This window comes from Streptosporangium pseudovulgare (assembly GCF_014648055.1).
Taxonomy (GTDB): Bacteria; Actinomycetota; Actinomycetes; order Streptosporangiales; family Streptosporangiaceae; genus Streptosporangium; species Streptosporangium pseudovulgare.
Genome location: NZ_BMQJ01000001.1, coordinates 821,628 through 843,364 on the forward strand (window position 1 = coordinate 821,628; position 21,737 = coordinate 843,364).

General features: G+C 71.7%; 16 protein-coding genes and 1 pseudogene. 8 read left to right on the forward strand and 9 right to left on the reverse strand.

Translation table 11 applies throughout. The annotated features are described in order from the left end of the window. The first annotated feature begins 205 nt into the window (after positions 1-205). Positions 206-682 carry a hypothetical protein gene (locus IEZ10_RS03605; RefSeq protein ID WP_189244948.1) on the forward strand — a complete coding sequence of 159 codons (477 nt, stop codon included), beginning with the start codon at positions 206-208 and terminating at the stop codon, positions 680-682. 8 nt (positions 683-690) lie between these two features. On the opposite strand, the gene IEZ10_RS03610 is transcribed toward IEZ10_RS03605, so the two are convergent. The 3 genes from IEZ10_RS03610 to IEZ10_RS03620 all read right to left on the reverse strand — a co-directional run bounded on the left by IEZ10_RS03610 (position 691) and on the right by IEZ10_RS03620 (position 5,839). Continuing rightward, entirely contained in the window at positions 691-2,658 is a 1,968-nt protein-coding gene (locus tag IEZ10_RS03610; RefSeq protein WP_189244949.1) for a hypothetical protein, read from the reverse strand. Between the two features lie 33 nt (positions 2,659-2,691). Then, the gene (locus IEZ10_RS03615) at positions 2,692-3,000 is read right to left on the reverse strand and encodes a hypothetical protein (protein ID WP_189244950.1); all 309 of its coding nucleotides are present in this window, start codon (positions 2,998-3,000) and stop codon (positions 2,692-2,694) included. Positions 3,001-3,301: 301 nt separating this feature from the next. After that, positions 3,302-5,839, reverse strand: a complete 2,538-nt coding sequence (locus IEZ10_RS03620; protein ID WP_189244951.1) for an MMPL family transporter — start codon at positions 5,837-5,839, stop codon at positions 3,302-3,304. Between the two features lie 76 nt (positions 5,840-5,915). On the opposite strand from IEZ10_RS03620, the gene IEZ10_RS03625 reads away from it, so the two are divergent. Together IEZ10_RS03625 and IEZ10_RS03630 are read left to right on the forward strand one after the other, a co-directional pair. Then, entirely contained in the window at positions 5,916-6,491 is a 576-nt protein-coding gene (locus IEZ10_RS03625; RefSeq protein WP_189244952.1) for a TetR/AcrR family transcriptional regulator, read from the forward strand. 182 nt (positions 6,492-6,673) lie between these two features. Further along, positions 6,674-8,266, forward strand: coding sequence for a serine/threonine-protein kinase (locus IEZ10_RS03630; protein ID WP_189244953.1), 1,593 nt, complete (start codon positions 6,674-6,676; stop codon positions 8,264-8,266). Between the two features lie 6 nt (positions 8,267-8,272). Here IEZ10_RS03630 and IEZ10_RS03635 read toward each other — a convergent pair whose 3' ends face one another. The 4 genes from IEZ10_RS03635 to IEZ10_RS03650 are packed head-to-tail and all read right to left on the reverse strand — an operon-like array spanning position 8,273 to position 13,492. Next, positions 8,273-10,072 (reverse strand): IucA/IucC family protein, encoded by a 1,800-nt coding sequence (locus IEZ10_RS03635; protein ID WP_189244954.1) that lies wholly within the window; start codon positions 10,070-10,072, stop codon positions 8,273-8,275. Further along, positions 10,069-10,620: a GNAT family N-acetyltransferase gene (locus IEZ10_RS03640; RefSeq protein WP_189244955.1), complete on the reverse strand. Its 552-nt coding sequence runs from the start codon at positions 10,618-10,620 to the stop codon at positions 10,069-10,071. The genes IEZ10_RS03635 and IEZ10_RS03640 overlap by 4 nt, the downstream gene beginning before the upstream one ends. Continuing rightward, a complete protein-coding gene (locus IEZ10_RS03645) occupies positions 10,617-11,975 on the reverse strand; it encodes a lysine N(6)-hydroxylase/L-ornithine N(5)-oxygenase family protein (RefSeq protein WP_189244956.1) in 1,359 nt (452 codons plus the stop codon). Before IEZ10_RS03645 ends, IEZ10_RS03640 begins: the two co-directional genes overlap by 4 nt. 29 nt (positions 11,976-12,004) lie before the next feature. Continuing rightward, positions 12,005-13,492, reverse strand: coding sequence for a pyridoxal phosphate-dependent decarboxylase family protein (locus IEZ10_RS03650; RefSeq protein ID WP_189244957.1), 1,488 nt, complete (start codon positions 13,490-13,492; stop codon positions 12,005-12,007). A gap of 189 nt (positions 13,493-13,681) precedes the next feature. Here IEZ10_RS03650 and IEZ10_RS03655 point away from each other — a divergent pair. Beyond that, positions 13,682-14,602: pseudogene (locus IEZ10_RS03655) on the forward strand (penicillin acylase family protein); the annotation flags it as partial. Further along, the gene (locus tag IEZ10_RS38670; RefSeq protein WP_373287367.1) at positions 14,577-15,713 is read left to right on the forward strand and encodes a GNAT family N-acetyltransferase; all 1,137 of its coding nucleotides are present in this window, start codon (positions 14,577-14,579) and stop codon (positions 15,711-15,713) included. The pseudogene IEZ10_RS03655 and the gene IEZ10_RS38670, both read left to right, overlap by 26 nt. 21 nt (positions 15,714-15,734) lie before the next feature. On the opposite strand, the gene IEZ10_RS03660 is transcribed toward IEZ10_RS38670, so the two are convergent. Next, positions 15,735-16,349 carry a TetR/AcrR family transcriptional regulator C-terminal domain-containing protein gene (locus IEZ10_RS03660; protein WP_189244958.1) on the reverse strand — a complete coding sequence of 205 codons (615 nt, stop codon included), beginning with the start codon at positions 16,347-16,349 and terminating at the stop codon, positions 15,735-15,737. Between the two features lie 86 nt (positions 16,350-16,435). Between IEZ10_RS03660 and IEZ10_RS03665 the strand changes: the two genes are divergently transcribed. Beyond that, the gene (locus IEZ10_RS03665) at positions 16,436-17,917 is read left to right on the forward strand and encodes an MFS transporter (RefSeq protein ID WP_189244959.1); all 1,482 of its coding nucleotides are present in this window, start codon (positions 16,436-16,438) and stop codon (positions 17,915-17,917) included. A 69-nt stretch (positions 17,918-17,986) separates the two neighbouring features. Here the strand turns inward: IEZ10_RS03665 and IEZ10_RS03670 are convergent, their stop codons facing one another. After that, entirely contained in the window at positions 17,987-19,702 is a 1,716-nt protein-coding gene (locus IEZ10_RS03670; RefSeq protein ID WP_189244960.1) for a right-handed parallel beta-helix repeat-containing protein, read from the reverse strand. Between the two features lie 64 nt (positions 19,703-19,766). Between IEZ10_RS03670 and IEZ10_RS03675 the strand changes: the two genes are divergently transcribed. Further along, positions 19,767-20,654, forward strand: a complete 888-nt coding sequence (locus tag IEZ10_RS03675) for a TetR/AcrR family transcriptional regulator (protein WP_189244961.1) — start codon at positions 19,767-19,769, stop codon at positions 20,652-20,654. A 144-nt stretch (positions 20,655-20,798) separates the two neighbouring features. Then, positions 20,799-21,668, forward strand: a complete 870-nt coding sequence (locus IEZ10_RS03680; RefSeq protein WP_189244962.1) for an AraC family transcriptional regulator — start codon at positions 20,799-20,801, stop codon at positions 21,666-21,668. The last annotated feature ends 69 nt before the right edge of the window (positions 21,669-21,737 follow it).

Sequence of the window (21,737 nt, forward strand, 5' to 3'; positions counted from 1 at the left end):
CTCGCGGCGGAAGGCATCGGAGGGTGAGGCCGCGGCGATGGGCGATTCGCCGACCATCGGAGGTGCGGCGAGTCCAACCCTCGAATCGGCCGATCGATCCAAAAACGGTCACTGCTGACAAATGGGTGACCGAAGGGTGTGGCGCGGCCGGGCGGAGTGGGCGAAGATTGGGATGTCCCGGTCTCCGCCGCCCCGGAGGTGCTGAATGCGTGTCACCCGACTGCTGGCCATCGGCTTGGCGCTGGCCATGGCGGCCTCGGGATGCGCTTCCGAGCCGTCGCTGAAGGATGCGGCGGCCGAACTGCAGAAGGACGCACAACGCCTGGAGAACGACGACGTCTTCAAGAACCCATTGAAGAAGCTGGCCATCTTGGAGCGGCCGGACCGAGATATCCCTTGCGACAAGGGTAAATTCAGGCGCGTAATGCGGGCTGTGGCAGATTACGAGCGTAAAACTCCCGACGTGGACGGCCATCTGGATTTAGCTCAAGGGCTCATGGAGAATACCCTTGCCCGGGTTCTCGGATACAGATTGGATCCTGATCCCAGCCAAACAGATGCCGAGGATGGCCGGTTCATCTACGGCGCGAAGGAGAACCCGGGGATAAGGGTAATCGTGTATGTAGCCCCCGAAGCCCCTACCTGGCGCCTGCATGCGACGACGGCATGCCTGCCACGCTGAAATGAATATTAGCCCCAGATGCCCAGTGATTCCTTGGCTTGTTCACTAGTCTGGAACCTCGAGGAGTCTTCAACCTTTGTGTCCAAGCTGTCATTGGCGTCCATCCAGCGCTCGTAGGGGATCAGCTTCTCCCGAAGGGCCTGCTCCCACGTCTTATCGCCACTGGCTTCTCGTTTCGCTTCAGCGAGTAGTTCATCGTAGGTCTTGAGACCACCGGTGCTCTTGCTGACGAGATCGACCGGCGGGTCGCTCGCCGGATAGCCAGCCTCATGGAGTATTTGTGCCATGTCATACTTCTGACGGAGGACGAAATCCGACCGAACTCCAGTGGCCTTCTCGACTCGGGTCTCGAAGCTGTCAGCCCAATCATCAAGGAGGGTGCTGACACCATAGGCCTTGGTCAGCTCCCAGCCCGCCTCGACGGCGCCTCCCACAACAGGCAGCCGATCGATTCCGAGTGACAGGGTGTTCTTGGTGATGTCACGGATCAGGTCGTCTGTGGCGTCTCGCTCGCCGCGCACGTCCAACGTCGCCTTGAACTCGATGCCAGCCAGATCCCCGAACATTTTGGAAATCCTCTCAAAGCGGTTCTCATCAGACTTCGCGTCCAAGCGTCCTGCTGCCGTCAACGTGTCGTAGCGGAACCGGGCTGCGGCTGCGTCGAAGTCACCGGTGAGCCGTTCGTCCCCGACGAAGGTCTTGAGGAAGCGGTGGGTGTCGCCGGGGCTGAGGTAGAACACCGGGGTCACCCCTGGAAGAGCGGTCCAGTTCTCCGGGGTCTTCATACCGGAGGTCCGGTCCACGGCCTTGTCGAAACGGGCACCTGAGGTCACCTCGTGGATGTACGACGTGGCGATGGTGACCATGGAGTCCCTGGCGACCGCCGGTAGGCCGTCCCCGAACGACCCCGTCGCCCTCATGACGTCCAACGCGAAGGCCCCGGCCCCCGGGCCGTGCTGTCCGGGTTTCTCGGTCTTCGCCTCGGTGCCCGCTTCCATGGCCTGGCCGAAGGCGTCGGCCACCTCGTCCCCGGTGCCCGCCCCCTTGGCGTAGCCGAGGAACCGCTTCATCTTCTCGACCTGGGTCAGCTTCACCTCGCCCCCGCCCATCTCGGCGAAGGCGGTCCGTACGGCGGCGGCGTCCCCGGCGAGCACCTCCAGTCCCAGGGCGACCAGGTCCGAGGGCAGGCCGTACGCCGTGGTCTCGGCGGGAACGCCGGCCCGCCAGTCCTGCCGGGGGTTCTTGGTGAAGTCGTCCAGGACCAGGCTTCGGGCCGCCGCGCTGCGGACGTCCGTGGGGGCGCCTGCGCCCTTGAGCAGCGCGAGGCGCTGCCAGGCGGCGGCCTTGCTCCCGGCCGGTTCCGTCAGATCGGTCTTCACCCTGGCGAACGCCGGAACGAGGACCGGGGCGCGCAGCGCCGCGCCGAGGGCTTCACCGAACGCCGCGAGGTCCTTCCTGGCGGTCTTGCTGCCGGTGGCCGCGATGAGGCCTGGCAGGGTGTCGCGGACCTTCGGCGACAGCAGGGCGTAGAAGGCGGCTGCGGCCTGAGGGTTCTTCGCCAGGGCCGCCACTTCGCCGGCGTGCTCGTGGATCAGCTCGGCCTGGAAGTCGCCCTCGAAGTTGACGAAGATGTTGCCGTACATGAGCGCCAGGCCCCGGGCGGTCTCCAGGGCCTCCAGGTCGGCGGGGAACCGGACGAGCGAGGACGAGCCTCCCGCGCCGCCCGGTTCGGGGGCGCCCGCGCCCAGGTCGGTGATCAGGTCGATCCGGCGGTTCAGCATGGACACCTGCTCGCCGCCCCAGCCCGCGATGTCGGTGATCTCCCGCAGTTCCGGAGCGCTGATCCCGTACTGCCGCAGCCTGCCGTCGAACTCCCGGCTGAAGGCGGTCAGCCGGTCGGCCGCGCCGCGCAGGGAGGACGCCAGCCGCCCCATCTCCTCGGGGTCGATGCCGCAGAACTCGTCGGTGGATGCCACCGGGACGTCCCCCTTTCGATCGTTGGGGGCCGGTCAGGTGCGGCCGGCCGCCTCCCGGCGCATGGCGTTCGCCTGCGATTCGGTCACCATGGCGGGCTGGCGGCGCAGCTCCTCCTCGATCGCATCGACCACCCGTTGGGCGAGCTGCCCGAGCCGCCGGTGCCTGGCCTCCAGTTCGGCGGTCCACGCGGTGGCGGTCGGTCCCGTCCAGACCTGCCCCGACCGCATCGCCGCGGAGGCGGGCCGGTATGCCCGCCGTACCTCTTCGCCCCGGTCCGCGGCCTCCGCCAGCAGGCGTCTCAGCTCCGCGTGCCGGGGATTGGGCACCATCGGCTCGGCCACACCGCCCCCGTCCTTTCCAGGACCCCGATGAAAACAGACCGCTGAATACCGTTGAATACCACAGTAGGTATTGATCGTTCACGCCGACAAGGTTCGGGTGGCGTTTGCCCTATTTTCCCCGGTCCGATCCACCGTTGTTCACGGGATTCCGTTTCGAAGCTCCACGACTTTGAACCCGGCCGAGCGGGACTTCATGGAAATGAGACGGCACCTTGGTCTCCGTGATCTGGAGACCGAGGTGCCCGCGTATCAGGGGGAAGTGCCCGGCCGCCCCGGGTGCGATACCGGGGCGGGGCACGCCTCAGTGGTGGAGGGGATGCCGCCGTTCGAGCGCCGCGCCCTCGACGTCCACGTTCGGCATGATCCGGTCGAGCCACTTCGGGATCCACCAGGCCGACTTGCCGAGCAGGTTCATGAGCGCCGGCATCAGCAGCAGTCGCACGATGAACGCGTCCAGGAGCACCCCGAAGGCCAGGCCGAACCCGACCGAGCGGATGATGATCGACTCACTGAACACGAACCCGCCGAACACCGCCACCATGATGATGCCCGCCGCTATGACCACCGAGCGGCCGGCGCGCAGGCCCTGCATGACCGCGAGACGCGCCGGTGACCCGTGCACGTACGCCTCGCGCATGCCGGAGGCGAGGAACAGCTGGTAGTCCATCGCGAGGCCGAACAGGATGCCGACCAGGATCACCGGCAGGAAGCTCAGGATCGGGCCGACTCCGTCGATGCCGAGCGGACCGGCGAACCAGCCCCACTGGAACACGGCGACGACCGCGCCGAAGGTCGCCAGCAGCGACAGGATGAACCCGCCGGTCGCGACCAGCGGCACCAGGAACGAGCGGAAGACCACGATCATGATGAGAAGCGACAGGCCGACCACGATCGTGAGGTACAGCGGCAGGACCTCCGCGAGGCTTTCGGAGATGTCGATGTTGATCGCCGCCTGGCCCGCCACGCCGAGCGATGCGTCGCCGTTCACGGCTTCCACGAAGACGGGCTTCATCGTGCGCAGGTCACGGACGAGCTGCTCGGTCGATTCGCTGTTCGGCCCTTCGGAGGGCACGACCTGGAACGCTATGACCTTCTTGTCGCCGGACACGCCGGCGGGGGCGACGGCGGCTATGTCGTCGAGGTCCGTGAGGGCGTCCGCGACGGCCGCCTCGGCCGTGGTGAGGTCGTCGTCCGACACCGCGGCCGGGAGGGTGGCGACCACGATGAGCGGCCCGTTCGCACCCGCGCCGAATTCGCGCTCGGTGACGGTGAAGGCCGTGTTCGTGGTCGACCCGTTCGGCTCGGACGAACCGTCGGGAAGGCCGAGCCGCATGGACAGAGCCGGGATCGCGACGACGAGCAGGGCGGCCACCGAGACGAGGGCCGTCACGACCGCACGCCACATCGGCATGGGCCTGACGGGCTTGCTCACCGGCACGGCGGACGGCGCGGCATCCGCCGCGGCCGGAGCCGCCGGCACGCGTTCACGGTTCCTGCGGGAGAGCACGCGCATGTCCGTGAGCCCGAGCAGGGCGGGCGTGAGCGTGATCGCGACGAGTACGGCGATCAGCACGCACGCGGCGCCGACCGTGCCCATCAGGCCGAGGAACGGGACGCCGGTGATGTTGAGCGCGAGCAGGGCGACGATCACGGTCGACCCGGCGAACACGACGGCGTTGCCGGCGGTTCCGTTGGCGAGACCGATGGACTCGTGGACGTCGACGCCCTGCAGCAGCTGCTTGCGGTGGCGGTTGACGATGAACAGCGAGTAGTCGATCCCGACGGCCAGGCCCAGCATGACGCCGAGGACCGGGGTCACCGAGGCCATCTGCACCATGCCCGAGAAGGCGAGGGCCGCCAGGACACCGGTGGCCACGCCGACGAGTGCCGTGGCGATCGGGAACGACGCGGCCACGACGCTGCCGAGCATGACGAGCAGGACGACCGCGGCGATCACGACGCCGACCGCTTCGCCGACGCCGATGATCTGCGGGACGCCCTGCGCGATGTCGGTGGAGAAGTCGGCCTCGACACCGTCGATCGGCTTCGACGTGAAGTGGTCGATGACCCCGTCCTTCGTCTCGGGGGCCAGCTCCATGCGGGGCTCGGTGAACGCGATCGTCACCCGGGCGGCGGAGCCGTCCTCCGAGACCATGCGGATCTTCGACGCGTGGGTGAGCAGGCGCTCGCCGAGCGCGAGCTCCTCGTCGTTCCCCTTGAGCTCGGCACGCGAATCGTCGATCTTCTTCTGCTGCTTCGCGAGCGTCGCCTTCTGCTTGTCCAGCAGCTTCTGCTGCGCGTCGAGCGCCGCGAGCCGCTGCGCCGGCGCGCCCGCCGCCTTCATCTGCTTGCGTGCCGCGTCGAGCCGGGTCTGGGCGTCCGCGAGCTGCTTCGCCCCGGCGTCCAGCTGCGACTGGCCGTCGTCCAGCCGGGCGCGGCCGTCCTTGATCTGCTGCTTGCCGTCGGCGAGTTTCCGCTCCTGGTCCGCCCGCTGCCGCTCGGTCTCGAACGGGTCGACGACCTGCGCGACGCCCTTCAGGCGGCCGGCGTCCGTGACCAGTGCGCTGATCCGTCCCTGCTGCTCCTGGGTGAACGCCGAGCCGTCGGCGGTGTGGAACACGACGGTGCCGGACGCCCCGGCGAAGTCGGGGAGCGTGTCGCTGAGCTCGTCGATGACCTTCGACGAGGCCGTGTTGGGGATGTCGAAGTTCGAGGTCAGCGTTCCGGAACCGGCCGCGAAGCTCACGCCGGCCAGGATCAGCAGCGCCACCCACGCGCCGATCGTGATCCACGCGCGCCGTGCGGCGGCCCTGCCCAGCCGGTAGAGGAGTTCGGCCATGTATTCGTCCCTTCAAAGTTCCCGGGAATAGTAATACGCAACGCACCGTATTGGTGAATTTGTTAGCATGAGGGCCATGCCGAACCAACGTCGCGGGGCGCCCCGCAGCGAAAGCGCGCGACTGGCGATCCTTCAGGCGACCGCGAGGCTGTTCGCCCAGCGGGGCTATGAGCACCTGTCGATCGAAGGGATCGCCGCCGAGGCGGGGGTGAGCAAGCAGACGATCTACCGCTGGTGGCCGGCCAAGAGCGATCTCGTGGCGGACTGCCTCCTGGACGGGATGCTGCTGCCGTCCCGGCTGACGATCCCGGACACCGGGGATCTGCGCGCCGATCTCATCGCGTGGCTGGAGCAGCTCTTCCAGCTTCTCCAGGAGCCGGACGGGCGCGGACTGATGATCTCGCTGATCGCCGCCGCGACGGCGAACGAGCAGATCGGCGGCCGGCTGCGGGACAGCCTCGGTGGAGAGTCCTCGCTCGTCGCGCGCCTCGCCACGGGGGTCGAGGCCGGCCAGCTGCGCGACGACGCGCCCGTCGCGGAACTGGGCGAGGCCCTGGTGGGCGCCATGATCGTCAAGGCCCTCAGCGGGCGCCCCGGGGAGAGTGCGGACGCCGTACGGCTCGTCGACGCCCTTCTGGTCCCGCCGGACTGACCGCGCGGCTCAGGTCATGACATCTGCGAGCGTCACCCGCGGCGACCGGCCGGAGTTCGCGGGACGACGACGCGGGTCATGACGTGTGCGAGCGTCGCCCGCGCCCCCGAGCCGTCCCCGCGACGGCCGGGGCACCCGTAAGGTTGGCCCGAGTTGCCGGGACGGAGTCAGTAGGGGCGGGTATGCCGGATGTGACGCCGGATCTGATCGCGGGGCGGTATCGGCTCGTGGAGCGGATCGGCCGGGGCGCCGTGGCCGAGGTGTGGCGGGGATACGACCACCGGCTCGACGTGGCGGTCGCCGTCAAGATCCTCGACCTGCCGGCCGGCGGTGTCGCCGCGGCCGAGCGGTTCGCCCGCGAGATACGGGCGGCGGCGCAGATCGTGCACCCCAACACGGTCACCCTGCTGGACGTCGGCCAGGAGGCGAACCGCCGCTTCATGGTCATGGAGCTGCTGACCGGCCGCCACCTCGCCGCCGAACTGGCGGCGCGCGGCCCGCTGCCGGTGGCCGAGACCTGCCTCCTGCTCGCCCAGGCCGCGGCGGGACTGGCGGCGGCGCACCGCGCCGGGGTGGTGCACCGCGACATCAAGCCCGCCAACCTCCACCTGAGCGGTGACGGCACGCTGAAGGTCGTCGACTTCGGTCTCGCGCGCATCGCCGGCGAAGCCACTCGGCTGACCACGGCCGGCACCATCGTGGGCACCGCCGCCTACCTGGCGCCCGAGCAGATCGGCGAGTCCGGCGGGGAGGCCGCCTCCGACCTGTACGGGCTCGGCTGCGTCGCCTACGAACTGCTGTGCGGGCGCCCGCCGTTCACCGGCTCGGTGCCCGAGCTGGTCCACCAGCACGTCCACCGCTCCCCCGACCCGCTCGGCGCCTACCGGCCGGGCGTCCCCGCCGAGCTGGAACGGCTCGTCATGGCCATGCTCGCCAAGAACCCGGGTGAGCGGCCCACCGGCGCCGAGCAGGTGCGTCAGGTCCTGGACGGCATCGCCCGCACGGTCCGCCCCCCGGCTCGCCCCGCCGCCCCGGCCGCCCGCCCGGCCGGTCCCCCCGTACGGCCCGCCTTCCCGGCACCGCCCGCCCCGTCCGGCGCCCACCCGGCCGATCCCCCGGTGGCGGCCCGCGCGGGCGACACCACCGTGTTCGCGGCCCCGCCGGTCCCGCCGGTCGCTCCGCCCGCCGTACGGCCCGGCCGGTCCGCCGGGGCGAAAGGGGACCGGCGGCTCCTCCTCCAGGTCGGCGCGGCCCTCGCGGCCATCGTGATCGCCACTCTGGGGGCGGCGACCCTGTTCTCGGGCTCGTCCGGCTCCGAGGGGACGGCCGCCACCGCCACCGTGTCCGCCGCCGCCCCCGTGGAGCCGGTCCGCGAGCGGGAGCCCTCCGCCACCCCGACCACTCCGCCCACGGCACGGCCGACCCCCACGCCGACGCCCGCGCCGACCCGTACGGCGGCCCCGGCCCGGCCCGCCGTACGGGATCCGCGTGCCTGGCTGGCGGCCTTCGACCGAGCCGTGACCGCCCAGCAGGAGCGCGGCGGCATCGATCCGCGCCTGGCGCGCAGGACGCACCAGAGGATCCGGGAGGCGTCCCGCAAGCTCGCCGAGGGCAAGGCCCGGGAGGCGGGCAGGAAGATCCAGGAGGCGGGGTGGGACCTGCTGAAGGCCCGCAGCAAGGGCAGGCTCGCCGACGGCCCCCTGACCGCGTTCCTCGGCGGCGCCGGCCTCGACGCGTCCAGGGGCCACGCCTCCAGGAAGGACGATGACGACTAGGGCGCGTCAGGACGCCGGGACCGTGTCCGCCCGCCGGGGCGCGAAGGCGGCGAGCGGGTTGCGCAGCGTGCCGACCAGTTGCAGCGCGGCCGACGGGTCGGCGAGGTCCACCATCTGCCGGTTGTCGCGCAGCTGGAGCCGGTTGAGGCAGGACAGCGCGAACTCCGCCGCGAACAGGTCGTACCGGGCGAACCGGTCGGCCAGGTGAGTGGCGCGTCCCTGGTACGCGAGGGCGCATTCGGCCACCGTGCCCCAGAACTCCTCCTGCGTGAGCAGCCCCCGTTCGGCGAGGATGACGTTGAGGTAGCGCAGGAAGCCGTCGAACACGTCGGTGAAGACGGACAGCAGCCGCATGTCCTCCGGCACGTCGGCGCGGATGCGTTCGACGGACTCGGGCAGGGGCGCGTCGGCGTCCATGACGACGATCTCCTCGGCGATGTCCTTGAAGATCACCCGGTTCACCGCGTCGTCGGCGAGCACCAGGATGACGTTCTCACCGTGCGGCATGAACGCCAGGTCGTACGCGTAGAACGCGTGCAGCAGCGGGGTGAGGTAGGCGTCCAGGTAGCGGCGCAGCCATACCCGTGGCGGCAGCCCGGAGCGTTCGACGAGCTCCGCGGCCAGGGAGTGGCCCTGCTGGTCGACGTGCAGCAGCGAGGCCATGGTGGCGAGCCGTTCGCCGGGCCGCAGCGCCGGCACCGGGCTCTCGCGCCACAGCGCGGCGAGCATCTTGCGGTAGGGCGAGTAACGGTCGGTGGCCGCCTCGAACTGCCGGTGCCGGTAACCGATCGCGGCGCGTTCGCGCAGGATGGTGAGCCCGCTCGCCCGGAACACCTCGTCGCCCGCGATCAGCTCCGCCAGCCAGTCGTTGATGGCGGGGGTGGCCCGCATGTACGCCGCGGACAGTCCGCGCATGAAGCCCATGTTCAGCACCGACACGGCGGTCTTGACGTAGTGCCGCGCCGGGTCGGAGACGTTGAAGAAGGTGCGGATCGACTGCTGGGCCACGTACTCGTCGGGTCCGCGGCCGAGGAGGACCAGCCGGCGGGTGGCGAGCTCACCGGCGAAGGTCACCGACAGCCTGTTCCACCACTGCCACGGGTGCACCGGCAGAAGCAGGTAGTCGGCCGGGTCGAGGCCGAGGTCGGCCAGGGTGGCGGCGAACGCGGCGACGGTGTCCGCGCCGAGCTCGTCGCGGACATGGCGGTCGTAGTCGGTGTCCGCGCTGCAGGTGAACGTGGCGTGGTCGCGGTGCGCGGCCAGCCAGACCAGCCGCACCGGCGCCGCCACCTCCGGTGCGTACCGGTGGTAGTCGTCGGCGCCGAAGCCGATCCGGCCGTTGTTGGCGACGAAGCCGGGGTGTCCCTCGGTCATTCCGGACTCGATGGCCTGGAAGTCGGCGGCGGCCAGTTCCCGGGCGCACCGGGTGCGGTGGCCGAGCTTCCAGGCGCTGCTCGCCAGGGTGGCGGTGATCTCCTCCAGGTACACCGGCAGGATCTCGTCGCGCAGTCCGAGCGCGCCGCGCATGTCGAGGCAGAGGTCCAGCGCGTCCAGTGGCAGTTCAGCGCCGGCCCGGTGCCGGGTGATGCCGTCCGCGTCGATCTCCCAGTGGTCGAGGGCGTACACACGGGCGGTGAACCGGTACTCCACCGCGCCGTCGTCGCTGCGGACCGAGAAGCCGTCGCCGTCGGGGACCGGGGTCAGCAGCCGCTCGTGGACGAACTCGGCGAGCGCCTTGCGCACGAGCAGCCGGTTGGCGCGCTCCCAGTGCGCGGGGGTGAGGTGGGCGATGGCGGCGTGGGTCACGTGGATACTCCGGTGGCGGCGAGGAACTGCGCGCGGGTGCACACGCTGAGCAGTGCGGTCTTCTCTGGCTTGGTGATCGGGCCGACGGCGGTGAAGCCGACGGCGGCGTTGAGGGTGTGGACGGCGGTGTTGCGGACGTCGGGTTCGACGACCACCCGGCGTACGGCGGGGTCGGCGAAGAGCCAGGCCATCACTGTGGTGATCACCGCACGGGTGAAGCCGTGCACCGGCGTCCCGGTCGGAGCGGTGAGGAAGTGCATGCCGACGTCGCCGTCCTCGGGCTCGTACAGTCCGGCCAGCTCGACGTGCCGGGGGTCGTAGCGTTCGGCCAGGAACGCCGGCTCGCCGCGGTACAGGCCCAGATGCGCCTCGTGGTGCGGGTGCGCGGCGATGCGCCGGTACTCGGCGGCGACGGCGGCCACGTCGGCGTCCTGCATCATCCAGTACACCGCCTTGGGGTGCGTCACCCAGCGGTGCAGGAGCTCGATGTCGGCCTCGACGTCGAGCGGGCGCAGCGAGTACTCGCCGTGAACGAAGGCGGCGGTCATGCCGGCGCCCCCGCCGGCGTCCCTGTCGGCGCCTCCTCCGTTGGTGCCTCCTCCGTTGGTGCCTCCTCTGTTGGTGCCTCCGTCGGCGCGCCGAACTCCTGGAAGGCGATGCTCCTCTCGATCGGGTAGTGCTCGCGGCCGAGCAGCTCACGCACGATCGACGAGTTGCGGTAGGCGCCCATGCCGAGATCCGGCGAGGTGACGCTGTGCGTGTGCGTACCGGCGTTCTGCACGAAGACGCCGCGGCCGGTGACGTCGATGCTGTAGTTGCGGGCCACGTCGTAGCGGCCGGCCGCGTCCCACCGGATCCGGTCCCTGATCGGCTCCAGGAACGCCGGCGTGGTGTGCCGGTATCCGGTGGCCAGCACCAGGGCCTCGGTGGTCAGCGTGAATTCGCGCCCCTGCTCCTCGTGGCGCAGATCCAGGGTGTACGTGCCGGTGGCCTCGTCGTGGGCGGCGCCGGTCAGCGCGGTGTTGGTCAGCAGCCGGGTGGGCACCGGCCGGTCGACGCTCTTGGCGTACAGCAGGTCGTAGATGGCGTTGACCAGTCCGGCGCTGATCCCCTTGAACAGTCCCTTCTGCTCGCTCTCCAGGCGGTACCGGGTCGGCTCGGGCAGCGCGTGGAAGTAGTCGATGTAGTCCGGTGACGTCATCTCCAGCGTCAGCTTCGTGTACTCCAGCGGGAAGAACCGCGGCGACCGGGTGATCCAGTTGAGCTGGTATCCGTCGGTCTCGATGGTGCCGAGCAGGTCGTGGTAGACCTCGGCGGCGCTCTGCCCGCTGCCGACGACGGTGATGCTGCGCTTGCGGCGCAGGGCGTCGCGGTGCGTCAGGTACGCCGAGTTGTGCACCACGTGGCCGTCGAGGTTCCGGCAGGCCTCCGGGATGTGCGGCTGCGTCCCGGTCCCGAGGACGAGACGCCGGGCGCGGTACGTGTGCCGCTCGCCGGCCCGGACGACGTAGAGCTCGTCCCGGTCGTCGTAGCGCACCTCGGTCACGGCCTGGCCGAAACGCACGTTGCTCAGCCGGCCCGCGACCCAGCGGCAGTAGTCGTTGTACTCGCTGCGCAGCGGATAGAAGTCCTCCCGGATGTAGAAGGGGTAGAGACGCCCGGCCTGCTTGAGGTAGTTGAGGAACGAGTACGGCGACGTCGGGTCGGCGAGGGTCACCAGGTCGCAGAGGAAGGGCGTCTGCAGGTGCGTGCCGTCCATCACCATCCCGGTGTGCCAGCCGAAGTCCGCCTGCGGGCGGGCCTCCAGGAACAGCCCGTCCAGTCCGGCGATCGGCTCGGTCAGGCAGGCCAGCCCCAGATTGAACGGGCCCAGCCCGATCGCGATGAAGTCGTGGGTCGACATGGCGGGTCTCCCGGTGGTCGAGTGGCGGGTCACGAGGCGGTGCAGGCGGGCATCGGGCCGATCGCACGCTCGACGTACCGGTCGGCGTGCTCGGCGACGAGTTCCACGACGGCGGCGACGTCGTCGATCGTCGTCTCGGGGTTGAGCAGGGTGAACTTGAGGAAGTGCCGGCCGTCGACCGTGGTGCCCGCGACCACCGCGTCGCCGGAGGCGGCCAGCGCCGCCCGGGCGTGCAGGTTGGCCTCGTCGGCGTACGCACGCCCCGGCCCGGTCGGCAGGTAGCGGAACACGACGGTGCTCAGCTGCGAGCGGGTGACGACCTCGAAGCGGGGGTCCTCGCCGAGGAGACTCCAGGCGGCCGCGGCACGGTCCACCACGTCGTCGAAGAGTTCGCCGATCGCGTCGGCGCCCATGACGCGCAGGGTCATCCACAGCTTGAGCGCGTCGAAGCGGCGGGTGGTCTGCAGGCTCTTGTTCACCTGGTTGGGAATGCGCTCGGCCACCATCCGCTCGGGGTTGAGGTAGTCGGCGTGGTGGGTGGCGTGCCGCAGGGCGCGGCCGTCGCGCACCAGCAGTGCGCTGGAGCTGACCGGCTGGAAGAAGGACTTGTGGTAGTCCACGGTGACCGAGTCGGCCCGCTCGATGCCGTCGAGCAGGTGGCGGCGGGTGCGTGAGGCCAGCAGTCCGCATCCGTACGCGGCGTCGACGTGCAGCCACACGCCGGCCGCCGCGCAGCGCCGGGCGATTTCGGGCAGCGGGTCGATCGAGCCGAAGTCGGTGGTGCCGGCGGTGGCGACCACGGCCATGACGGTGAGGCCGTCACGGCGGCAGCGGTCGAGCGCGCGGTCGAGCGCCGCCGGGCGCATCCGCCGGTCCGCGTCGACCTCGACGGTGACGACCGCGTCGGGGGCCAGGCCGAGCAGCTTCGCCGACTTCTGCACGCTGAAGTGGCCGGCGGCGGAGGCCAGGACGCGCAGCCGGGGCAGCGTCTCCGCGCGCGGCGGCCCGGACGCGGCGAGTGCCTCCTCCCGGGCCAGCAGCAGGGCCTGCAGGTTGGACTGGCTGCCGCCGCTGGTGAAGACGCCGTCGGCGAGCGGGCCGAGGCCGATCCGCTGGGCGGTCCAGTCGATCAGACGCTGCTCGATCAGGGTGCCGCCCGCGCTCTGGTCCCAGGTGTCCAGCGAGGAGTTGACCGCGGACAGCACCGTCTCGCCCAGCAACGCCGGGATCACCACCGGGCAGTTGAGGTGGGCCAGGTAGCGGGGGTGATGGAAGTACACCGCGTCGCGCAGGTACACGTCGTTCAACTCGTCCAGGGCGGCGGCCGCGTCGCCCAGGGGCCGGTCGAGGTCGACCGTGGCGACCTTCAGGGCGAGGTGCTCCGGGGCGATCCCGGTGAACGGCCGATCGGCCCCGGCGATCCGGGTGGCGACACGGGCCGCGCCGTCGGTGACCGTGCGCAGGTACCGATCGGCCGTGGCGTTGGTGAGCAGATGCTCGCGGGCAGCGGGCGGCATTGGGTCTTCCTCCGTGGGTTACGAGGGCTCGGGCGGCAGCGGCCGGATCGGCTGGACGGTGGCGGGCGTACGAGTGGATCAACCTTCACGCTTCCTCCGGTAAGGGCATCCTTAGTTAGGAGAGGGTAACCTAAGGAGGATCATGTGAGGAGGGGTGCCGCCCGACGGAATCAGTGGGGCATTCCACATATGTGGGGCGACACCGTCGAGGATCTGGCCTACGCGCAGGGTTCTACGGCCGTCACCGATCGCGCCTGGCAGGTGCAGACCGAGAAATGGCGATCCGAGGGCCGACTGGCCGAACGACTGGGCCCCGCACACGTGCCCTGGGACCGTTTCGCCCGGCGGGCCCGGCTGGACGACACCGCCCGCCGCTGCTTCCAGCGACTGCTCCCGGAGACCAGGCGCTGGATCGAGGCCTACGTGGACGGCGTCAACGACGCCCTGCCGCACGCCGGCGCCTCGGAGTTCGGCGCGACCGGCTGCACTCCCGACCCGTGGCGGCCCTGGTCGCCGCTCGGCGTCTTCCTCGTTCAGCACATCCTCTTCTCGACCTTCCCGAACAAGCTGTGGCGTGCCCACGTCAGCGCCACCCTGGGCCCCGAGGCCGGCGACCTCTTCGCCATGGAGGGGCCGGCGGGCGCGGGCAGCAACGCCTGGGCGGTGGCGGGGGACCCGGGCACCGGACGGCCCACCGTGATCGCCGGCGACCCGCACCGCGTACTCGAACTGCCGGGGATCTACCAGCAGGTCCGCCTCTCCTGCCCCGAATTCGACGTGGCCGGGCTGGCCTTCCCCGGCGTTCCGGGCGTGCCGCACTTCGGCCACGCCGGCCCGGTCGCCTGGGCCGTCACCAACGCCATGGCCGACTACCAGGACCTCTACCGCGAACGGCTGCGCCGCCGCGACGGGCGGATCGAGGTCCGGGAGGTGGACGGCTGGACCGCCGTGCCGCACCACGTCGAGCGGATCGCGGTACGCGGCGGCGACCCGGTCGAGGTTGAGATCATCGAAACGGCACGCGGCCCGGTCATCGACGTCGACCGGACCACCGGCGAGGCGATCAGCCTGCGTACGCCCACCCGTGCCGGCGGCGAACTGGGCTTCGACGCGCTGCTGCCGCTGCTGCGCGCCCGCCGCGCCGGCGACGTCGCCGAGGCCCTGCGCGACCGGCTCCTCGCCTGGCCCGGCCGCATGGACGCCGGCAGCGCCGACGCCGGCGCGTTCGCCGCCTGGCGGGCCGCCCTCGCCCGGCGGCTGGCGGAGGAGCCCGTCCTGCGGCCGCTGCGGGCGCCGAGCGCCTTCGACGAACGCTTCGCCCCGTGGACCGACCCGGCCACGCGCGTGGGTCTGGCCCTCGGCCGCCGTCGCGGCTCTGCGCGCCCGCGTCCGGCTCGCCGGCGACAACGACGCGGTCCTGGCCACCGGCAGCGTGCCCGGGGTGTCCGACGTCTGCCGGCGCGGCCCGGTCGCCCGCTACGTCTGGCAGGTGGGCGACCGGGCCGCCAGCCGATGGATCGTCCCGTTCGGATCCTCCGGCCGCGCCGACGACCCGCATTTCCTCGACCAGTCGGCGCACTGGGCCGCCGGCGATCTCATCCCCCTGGAAGGAGACCCGACGATGGCCGTGGTCGTGTACGAAGAGGACCTGCCTGGCATGGGCCGGTTGAGCCTGACCGTGCTGAACCCGAAGACGGACGCCGAACTGGTGCACGGCTGGGTCACTCAGCCCCGCGCCACGTACTGGGGCATGCTCGACCACTCCGTCGAGCAGGTCCGGGAGATCTACGAGCTGGTCGACGGCCTGCCCACCCACCACGCGTTCCTGATCCGGCTCGACGACCGGCCGATCGGGCTGTTCCAGAGCTACGAGCCGGACGCCGACCCGGTCGGCGAGCGCTACGACGTGCGATCCGGTGACGTCGGCATGCACCTGTTGCTCGCACCCGGGCAGCAGCCGCCCCGCGGTCTGACCGGGGCGGTGGTCCCGGCCCTGATCCGGTTCCTGTTCCGCGACCCCGAGGCGCGACGCCTGGTCGTCGAGCCCGACGTCCGCAACGAGCGGGCCCTGAACCGGCTGAAGATCACCGGCTTCACCTTCGAGAGCGAGATCGACATGCCGACCAAGCGGGCGCAGCTGGCGTTCCTCACGCGCGAGCGGTTCACCGCGCTGTTCGGCGACCACGCGGCCGCCCGGCGCACGGGACCCCCGGCCCCGTAGCCGCTTGCGACACCGGCCTTCTCAGGCACGCAGCCGGGCGGCGAAGCCGTCAAGGAGGGCGTCGAGGGCGTAGTCGAAGCGGGACTGGTGGTCTTCGGGGGCGCCGAGTCCTTCGGCGACGGCGTGGGCGATCAGCGGGAAGCCGGTGGTGTCCAGGGCGGGTTCGTCCTGGCCGGGCGGCGGGACCTCGGCCAGCGTGTGGCCGACGACGAAGGTGATCGTCGCCGTGATGGCGTGGAACGCCTCCCGCAGGCCGAACCCCGCTTCCCGCAGGACCGCCACGCCCGCCTCCAGCACCTGTAGCGCCTCCGGGCCGCTCACCGGCCGGCCGGCCACCAGGGGCAGCACCCCGGGGTGCCGCAGCAGCTCGCGCCGGTACCCCACCGCCGCCTCGCGCAGCATCGACCGCCAGGGCGTGCCGGGCGCGGGCGGCTCGGCCACGGCCCGGCTCAGGACCCGCTCGACCAGCCCGTCGAGCAGCGCCTCCTTGTTCGGCACGTAGTAGTACAGCGTCATCGCCTCGACGCCGATCTCCGCCCCGAGCCTGCGCATCGTCAGCCCTTTGACCCCGATCTCGTCGACCAGGGCGAGCGCCGCGTCGAGCACACGCTCGCGGGACAGCTTCCCGCGCTCCATGCCACCGCCTCACCGCTTGACTTTCTTACAGCATAAGAGAGATTATCGGCGAGTTCTTTCTTACGGCGTAAGAAACGGATGGAATCATGCCTCGACGCTGGAAGATCCTCGCCGTCCTGTGCCTCAGCCTGTTCGTGGTCGTCCTCGACAACACGGTGCTGAACGTGGCGGTGCCGTCGCTCATGCACGACCTGCCCGCCTCCGTCGCCGCGACCCAGTGGATCGTCGACGCCTACTCGCTGGTCTTCGCCGGCCTGCTCCTCACGGCCGGCTCGTGGGCCGACCGCCGGGGACGCCGGCGGGCCCTGCTGTACGGCTTCGCGCTCTTCGGCCTCGGTTCGCTCGGAGCGGCCCTCGCCCGCGACGCCGGAACACTGATCGCGCTGCGCGGCCTGATGGGGGCCGGAGGCGCGCTCGTCATGCCGAGCACCCTTTCGATCATCGCCCAGGTCTTCGACGAGGAGGAGCGGCCCAAGGCCATGGGCATCTGGGGTGCGACCGGCATGCTGGGCCTGGCCCTCGGACCCACGCTCGGTGGGCTGCTCATCCAGCGCTTCGGGTGGGACTCGGTGTTCCTGATCAACGTCCCCGTCGCCGCCGTCGCCGTCGTGGCCGCCCTCGCCGTCGTACCCGAGTCGTCCGACCCGCGCCCCGGCGAGCACGCCGACGTGCCGGGGGCGGTCCTGTCCGGGCTCGGCATCGCCGCCCTCGTGTGGACGGTCATCTCGATCCCCGGGCACGGTGTGACGAGCCCCGTGGTGCTCGGGGGCCTCGCCGTCGCCGTCACGGCACTCGCCGGCTTCGCCGTCCGGGAACGCCGGGCCGCCCACCCGATGCTCGACCTCGCCCTTTTCGGACGTCCCGGGTTCTCTGCCGCGACCGTGGTGATCGCGCTGCTGGCGCTCGCGCTGTCCGGCCTGACCTTCGTGCTGACGCAGTACCTCCAGCTCGTCCTCGGCTATTCGGCGATGCGGGCCGGCCTCGCGCTCGTGCCGGCGGCGGTCCTCGCCGCGATCGGCAACGGCCTGGGCGGCGCCCTGGCCGGGCGCATCGGATCGAACCGCACGGCGGCGCTCGGCCTGTCCCTCACCGCCGGGGGGTTCGCGCTGATGGCATCCACGTCGCAGGGCAGCGGCTACCCTCACCTGCTCGCGGTCATGGTCCCGCTGTGCCTCGGCCTCGGCGTCACCGGACCGGCCGCGTACGAGGCGCTGCTCGGGGCGGTGCCGCGCTCGCAGGCCGGGGTGGCCGCGGCGCTCAACGACGCGGTACAGGAGGTCGGCACCACCCTGGGGGTGGCGGTGCTGGGAAGCGTCGTCTCGGCGGTGTACGCGGCGAGCCTCCCCTCGGGCGCTCCGGCGGGGGCCCGGGAGTCGCTGGCGGGCGCGTTGCGGCTCGGCCTCGGCGACACGGCGCGCGCGGCCTTCGTGCACGCGGTCGACGCCGGATCGTGGGCCGCCGCGGGCATCCTCGTCGCGACGGCCGCGCTCGCCCTCGCCAGGCTCGGCCGGCACACCTCCTCGGGCGCCGTCCCCACCGCCCCCGAACCGGCCGCAGCCCACGGCTGAACCGCCTGGAGCAGCGGGGTCCCGGCCGCCCGCTGACCTCGTCGGCCGCGACGGCTCAGGCCCCGCCCGTCAGTCCCGGCGCCGCCGTCCGGCCCGCGCCCGGATGGCGGCGGTGGCGGCGTTCAGCTCGTGCTCGTCCTTGATGGTGACGTTCCCCTCGTAGGTGACGCCGCTCGGCGGGTCGTCGTGGCCCAGCGGGTCGGCGTCCCAGAAGTTGCCCCGGTAGACGACGTTCTCCAGCGGCGGCCCCACGTGCAGCACGGCCGTGTTGTCGGCGCGGGCGACGACGTTGCCCTCGACCGTCACCCACGAGGCCCCGTAGTCGGTGTAGAGCCCGAAGTTGTACGGCGTGCGGGTGTCCTCGATGACGTTGCCCCGCACCAGCGCGCCGTTGCCGTGCGAGTCGCCCTGCGGCCCGGACAGGTAGATCCCGCCGCCGTCGGCCAGGACCTGCATGGTGCCGGCGGTGCGGTTGTTCAGGATCCGGGTGCCCTCGCCGGGTCCGGCCGTGATCCCGCAGTGCGGCACGTCGCCGATCTCGTTGTGCGCGACGACGCAGCCGGACGCCCCCATGATCGAGATCCCGGGCGATCCGCTGTATTCGAGCCCGATGCCGCGCACCAGGTTGTCCTCGATCACCGTGCCCCGGCTGCCGGACACCACGACGGCCCCGGCGGAGAGGGTGTCGAAGTCGCAGCCGCGCACGGTGAGCCCTTCGCCGCCGGACACGCCCAGCCCGGACGCCCCGAGCCGGGTGAACCGGCAGCCCTCGACCACCGCGTCCACGGTGTCCTCGAAGACGACACAGGCGGGAATCGTCACGGAAGCGGCGGGATACGTCACGGATGCCCCCTCCCCCAGGACCGCCACCTCGACACCGCCGCCCTCGTAGTAGCCGCTGCCGTGGTAGTGCACGAAGCCCTCGGGACGGCTCGGGCGCAGCCAGGTCGCGTCGGCGAACACCAGCCCCAGGAAGGCCGTCCCCCGCGCGCCGGCCACGCGCAGCAGGGTCTCCAGCACCGGGGCGACCACCCGGGTGCGCGCCGGGTCCTCACCGGGGCGAGGCAGGTAGCGCAGCACGTGGTCGCCGGGGCGGGAGCGGTCGAGCACGAAGGTGCCCGGCTCGCGCAGGAAGCTCGGGTCGTTCTCGATCCGGGTGGGCAGGCCGGGACCGGCGGAGGTGACGCCGTCCCACGTGGAGTTGTACAGCTCGGCGGCCCAGTCGAAGGCGGGCCGGGCCATGGTGATCGCCGTCAGGCCGCCGTCGCGGGAGACGTCCGCGACGCCCAGGCGGGCCTCCGTCCACGGGTAGACGCCCCGGTGGACGAACTCCACGTCGCGGGGGCTGCGCCAGCCGAGCGGCTCGGCGCTGTCGGTGACGTAGCCGGTCGCGGTCGCGGCCGGGGACGAGCCCGGCAGGCCCGGGATGCCGGCGCGGACGGCGCGGCGGCCGTCGACGTGGAGCTGGCGGGTCTCCAGGTCGCCGACCTCGGCCGCCCAGACGCCGTCGCGCTCGTGCCATCCGGTGATCGTCCGGCCTCCGCTCAGCACGGCTTCCTCCCGCGCGGGGGTGCCGTACCCGTACACCTGGTAGACGACGCCCGAGTCGGCCTCGGTGAGTTCGAGGGGCCGGGCGAGTTCGTGGGTGCCGCCCCGGAGCAGGACGACGACGTCTCCGCCCGCCTCCCTGGCGGCCGACCGGGCCCGTTCCAGGGTGGCGAAGGGGCGTTCGAGGGAGCCGGGCCAGGAGTCGTCTCCGTCGGGGGCGACGTGAAGATGGAACATGCTTGACCGCCTTTGCTGTTTATGCCGTAAACAAGGTATTACACCATAAACAAAGGAGGTGCCAATGGCGCAGGGCAGAGCCGGGGATCCCGACCACGGGGTGGAGCTGCTGTGGCGGGAGGCGGAACGCGAGCCGCGACCGGGCCTCAGCCTGCGCCGGATCGTGCGCGCCGCCATCGAGCTGGCCGACGCCGAGGGCCTGGAGGGGCTGTCGATGCGCAAGGTCGCCGACCGGCTCGGCTTCACGACCATGTCGCTGTACCGGCACGTTCCCGGGCGCGACCAGCTCGTGGACCTGATGCGGGACGAAGTCCTGGGCGAGGTGCTCGCCGGGGCGCCGGAGGAGGGACCGGGCGCCGGGGGGAGCTGGCGGGAGCGGCTCGCGGAGGTGGCCCGGCAGGGGTGGGAGCTCCGCGGGCGGCACCCCTGGCTGGCCGAGGTGCGCGGCTCCCGCCACCTGCCGGGCCCCAACGCCGTGGCCCACTACGACTACATGCTCGGCACGCTGACCGGCACCGCGCTGCGGCCGTCCGAGGTGATCGCGGTGATCGACCTGCTCGGCCGGTTCGTGGACGCCGAGGCCCTGCTCCTGGCCGAGACGCGGCGCGAGGAGCGGCGCAGCGGCGTGTCCGAGCAGGACTGGTGGGGCGCTCGCGACTCCCTGTACGAACGGCTCGGCCGCTACCCCACGCTCACCCGCCTGTGGGAGACGGGCGGCTGGGACCGTCCGGAGGACTCCTTCGCGTTCGGCCTGCGCCGTCTCCTGGACGGTGTCGAGGTGCTCGTCCGCGAACGCGAGAACGAACGTGACGAAACTCGTGACGAAACTCGCCCGGAAAGCTGCCCCGAATGCGGCACCCTGCTGGACGCCGCCCCCTCGGGCCGCCCCCGCGTGTACTGCTCGCGGGCCTGCCGGCAGCGCGCCTACCGCAGGCGCAGGGCCGACGCCTAGGAACGGCCCGGACGAGCAGGCCCCGCATCCGTACGACCCGGGCGCCACGGCGGGCGCCGCACCCGATCCGAGCGGGCATGGAATGTCGGGTCCGGTCTGGTTCGCCGCGCCTAGCGTGATGACTCGAAAGAGAAGGAGACGGGGATGCTGGACCGGCTGAACCAGGCCATGCGACACATCGAGGAGCACCTCGACGAGCGGATCGACGTCGCCGAGCTGGCGCGGATCGCCGTCACGTCGGAGTACCACTTCCGGAGGATGTTCTCCGCGCTGGCCGGCATGCCGCTGTCGGAGTACGTCCGCCGCCGGCGGCTCAGCGTCGCCGGGGCCCTGGTGATCGCCGGGGAGGAGACGCTGCTCGACGTGGCGGTGCGGTACGGCTACGGCTCGGGCGAGGCGTTCGCCCGCGCGTTCCGCGCCGTGCACGGCATCGGCCCCGGCGAGGCCAGGCGGACCGGCGCGGCCCTGCGCTTCCAGCCCCCCATGTCCTTCCGCCTCGTCATCGAAGGGAGCATGAGCATGCGGTACCGGATCGTGGAGAAGGACGGGTTCCGCGTGGTCGGCAGGAAGGCGCGGATCCCCCTCGTCCACCTGGGGGTGAACCAGCCGATGGCCGACCACGTCCGGAGCGTCGACCAGGAGACGCTGGGGCGGATGGCGGCGCTCTCCGACCAGGAGCCGCGGGGGATCGTCTCGGTGTGCGACGACATCGACCCCGGCCGCGCGGAGGGCAGCGAGCTGGACTACTACCACGGCGTGGTGACCGGCGCCGAGGCGCCCGGGGACCTGGACGCCCTCGTCGTCCCGGCGGGGACGTGGGTGGTCTTCGAGAGCTCGGGACCGGTCCCGGAGGCGCTGCAGCGCATCTGGGCGGACGCCTACTCGCAGTGGTTCCCGTCCAACCCGTACCGCACCAGGCCGGGGCCGGAGATCATGCTGCTCACCCGGATGTCGCAGGACGGCAAGGAGGCCGCCGCCGAGCTGTGGCTGCCCGTGGAGCGGACCGAGGGCTGATCGGCCCGCGGAACCCACCCGCCCGCGGGAGACGCGCGTCCGGGGTGGGCCGTCCGGCGGTCCCGTGCG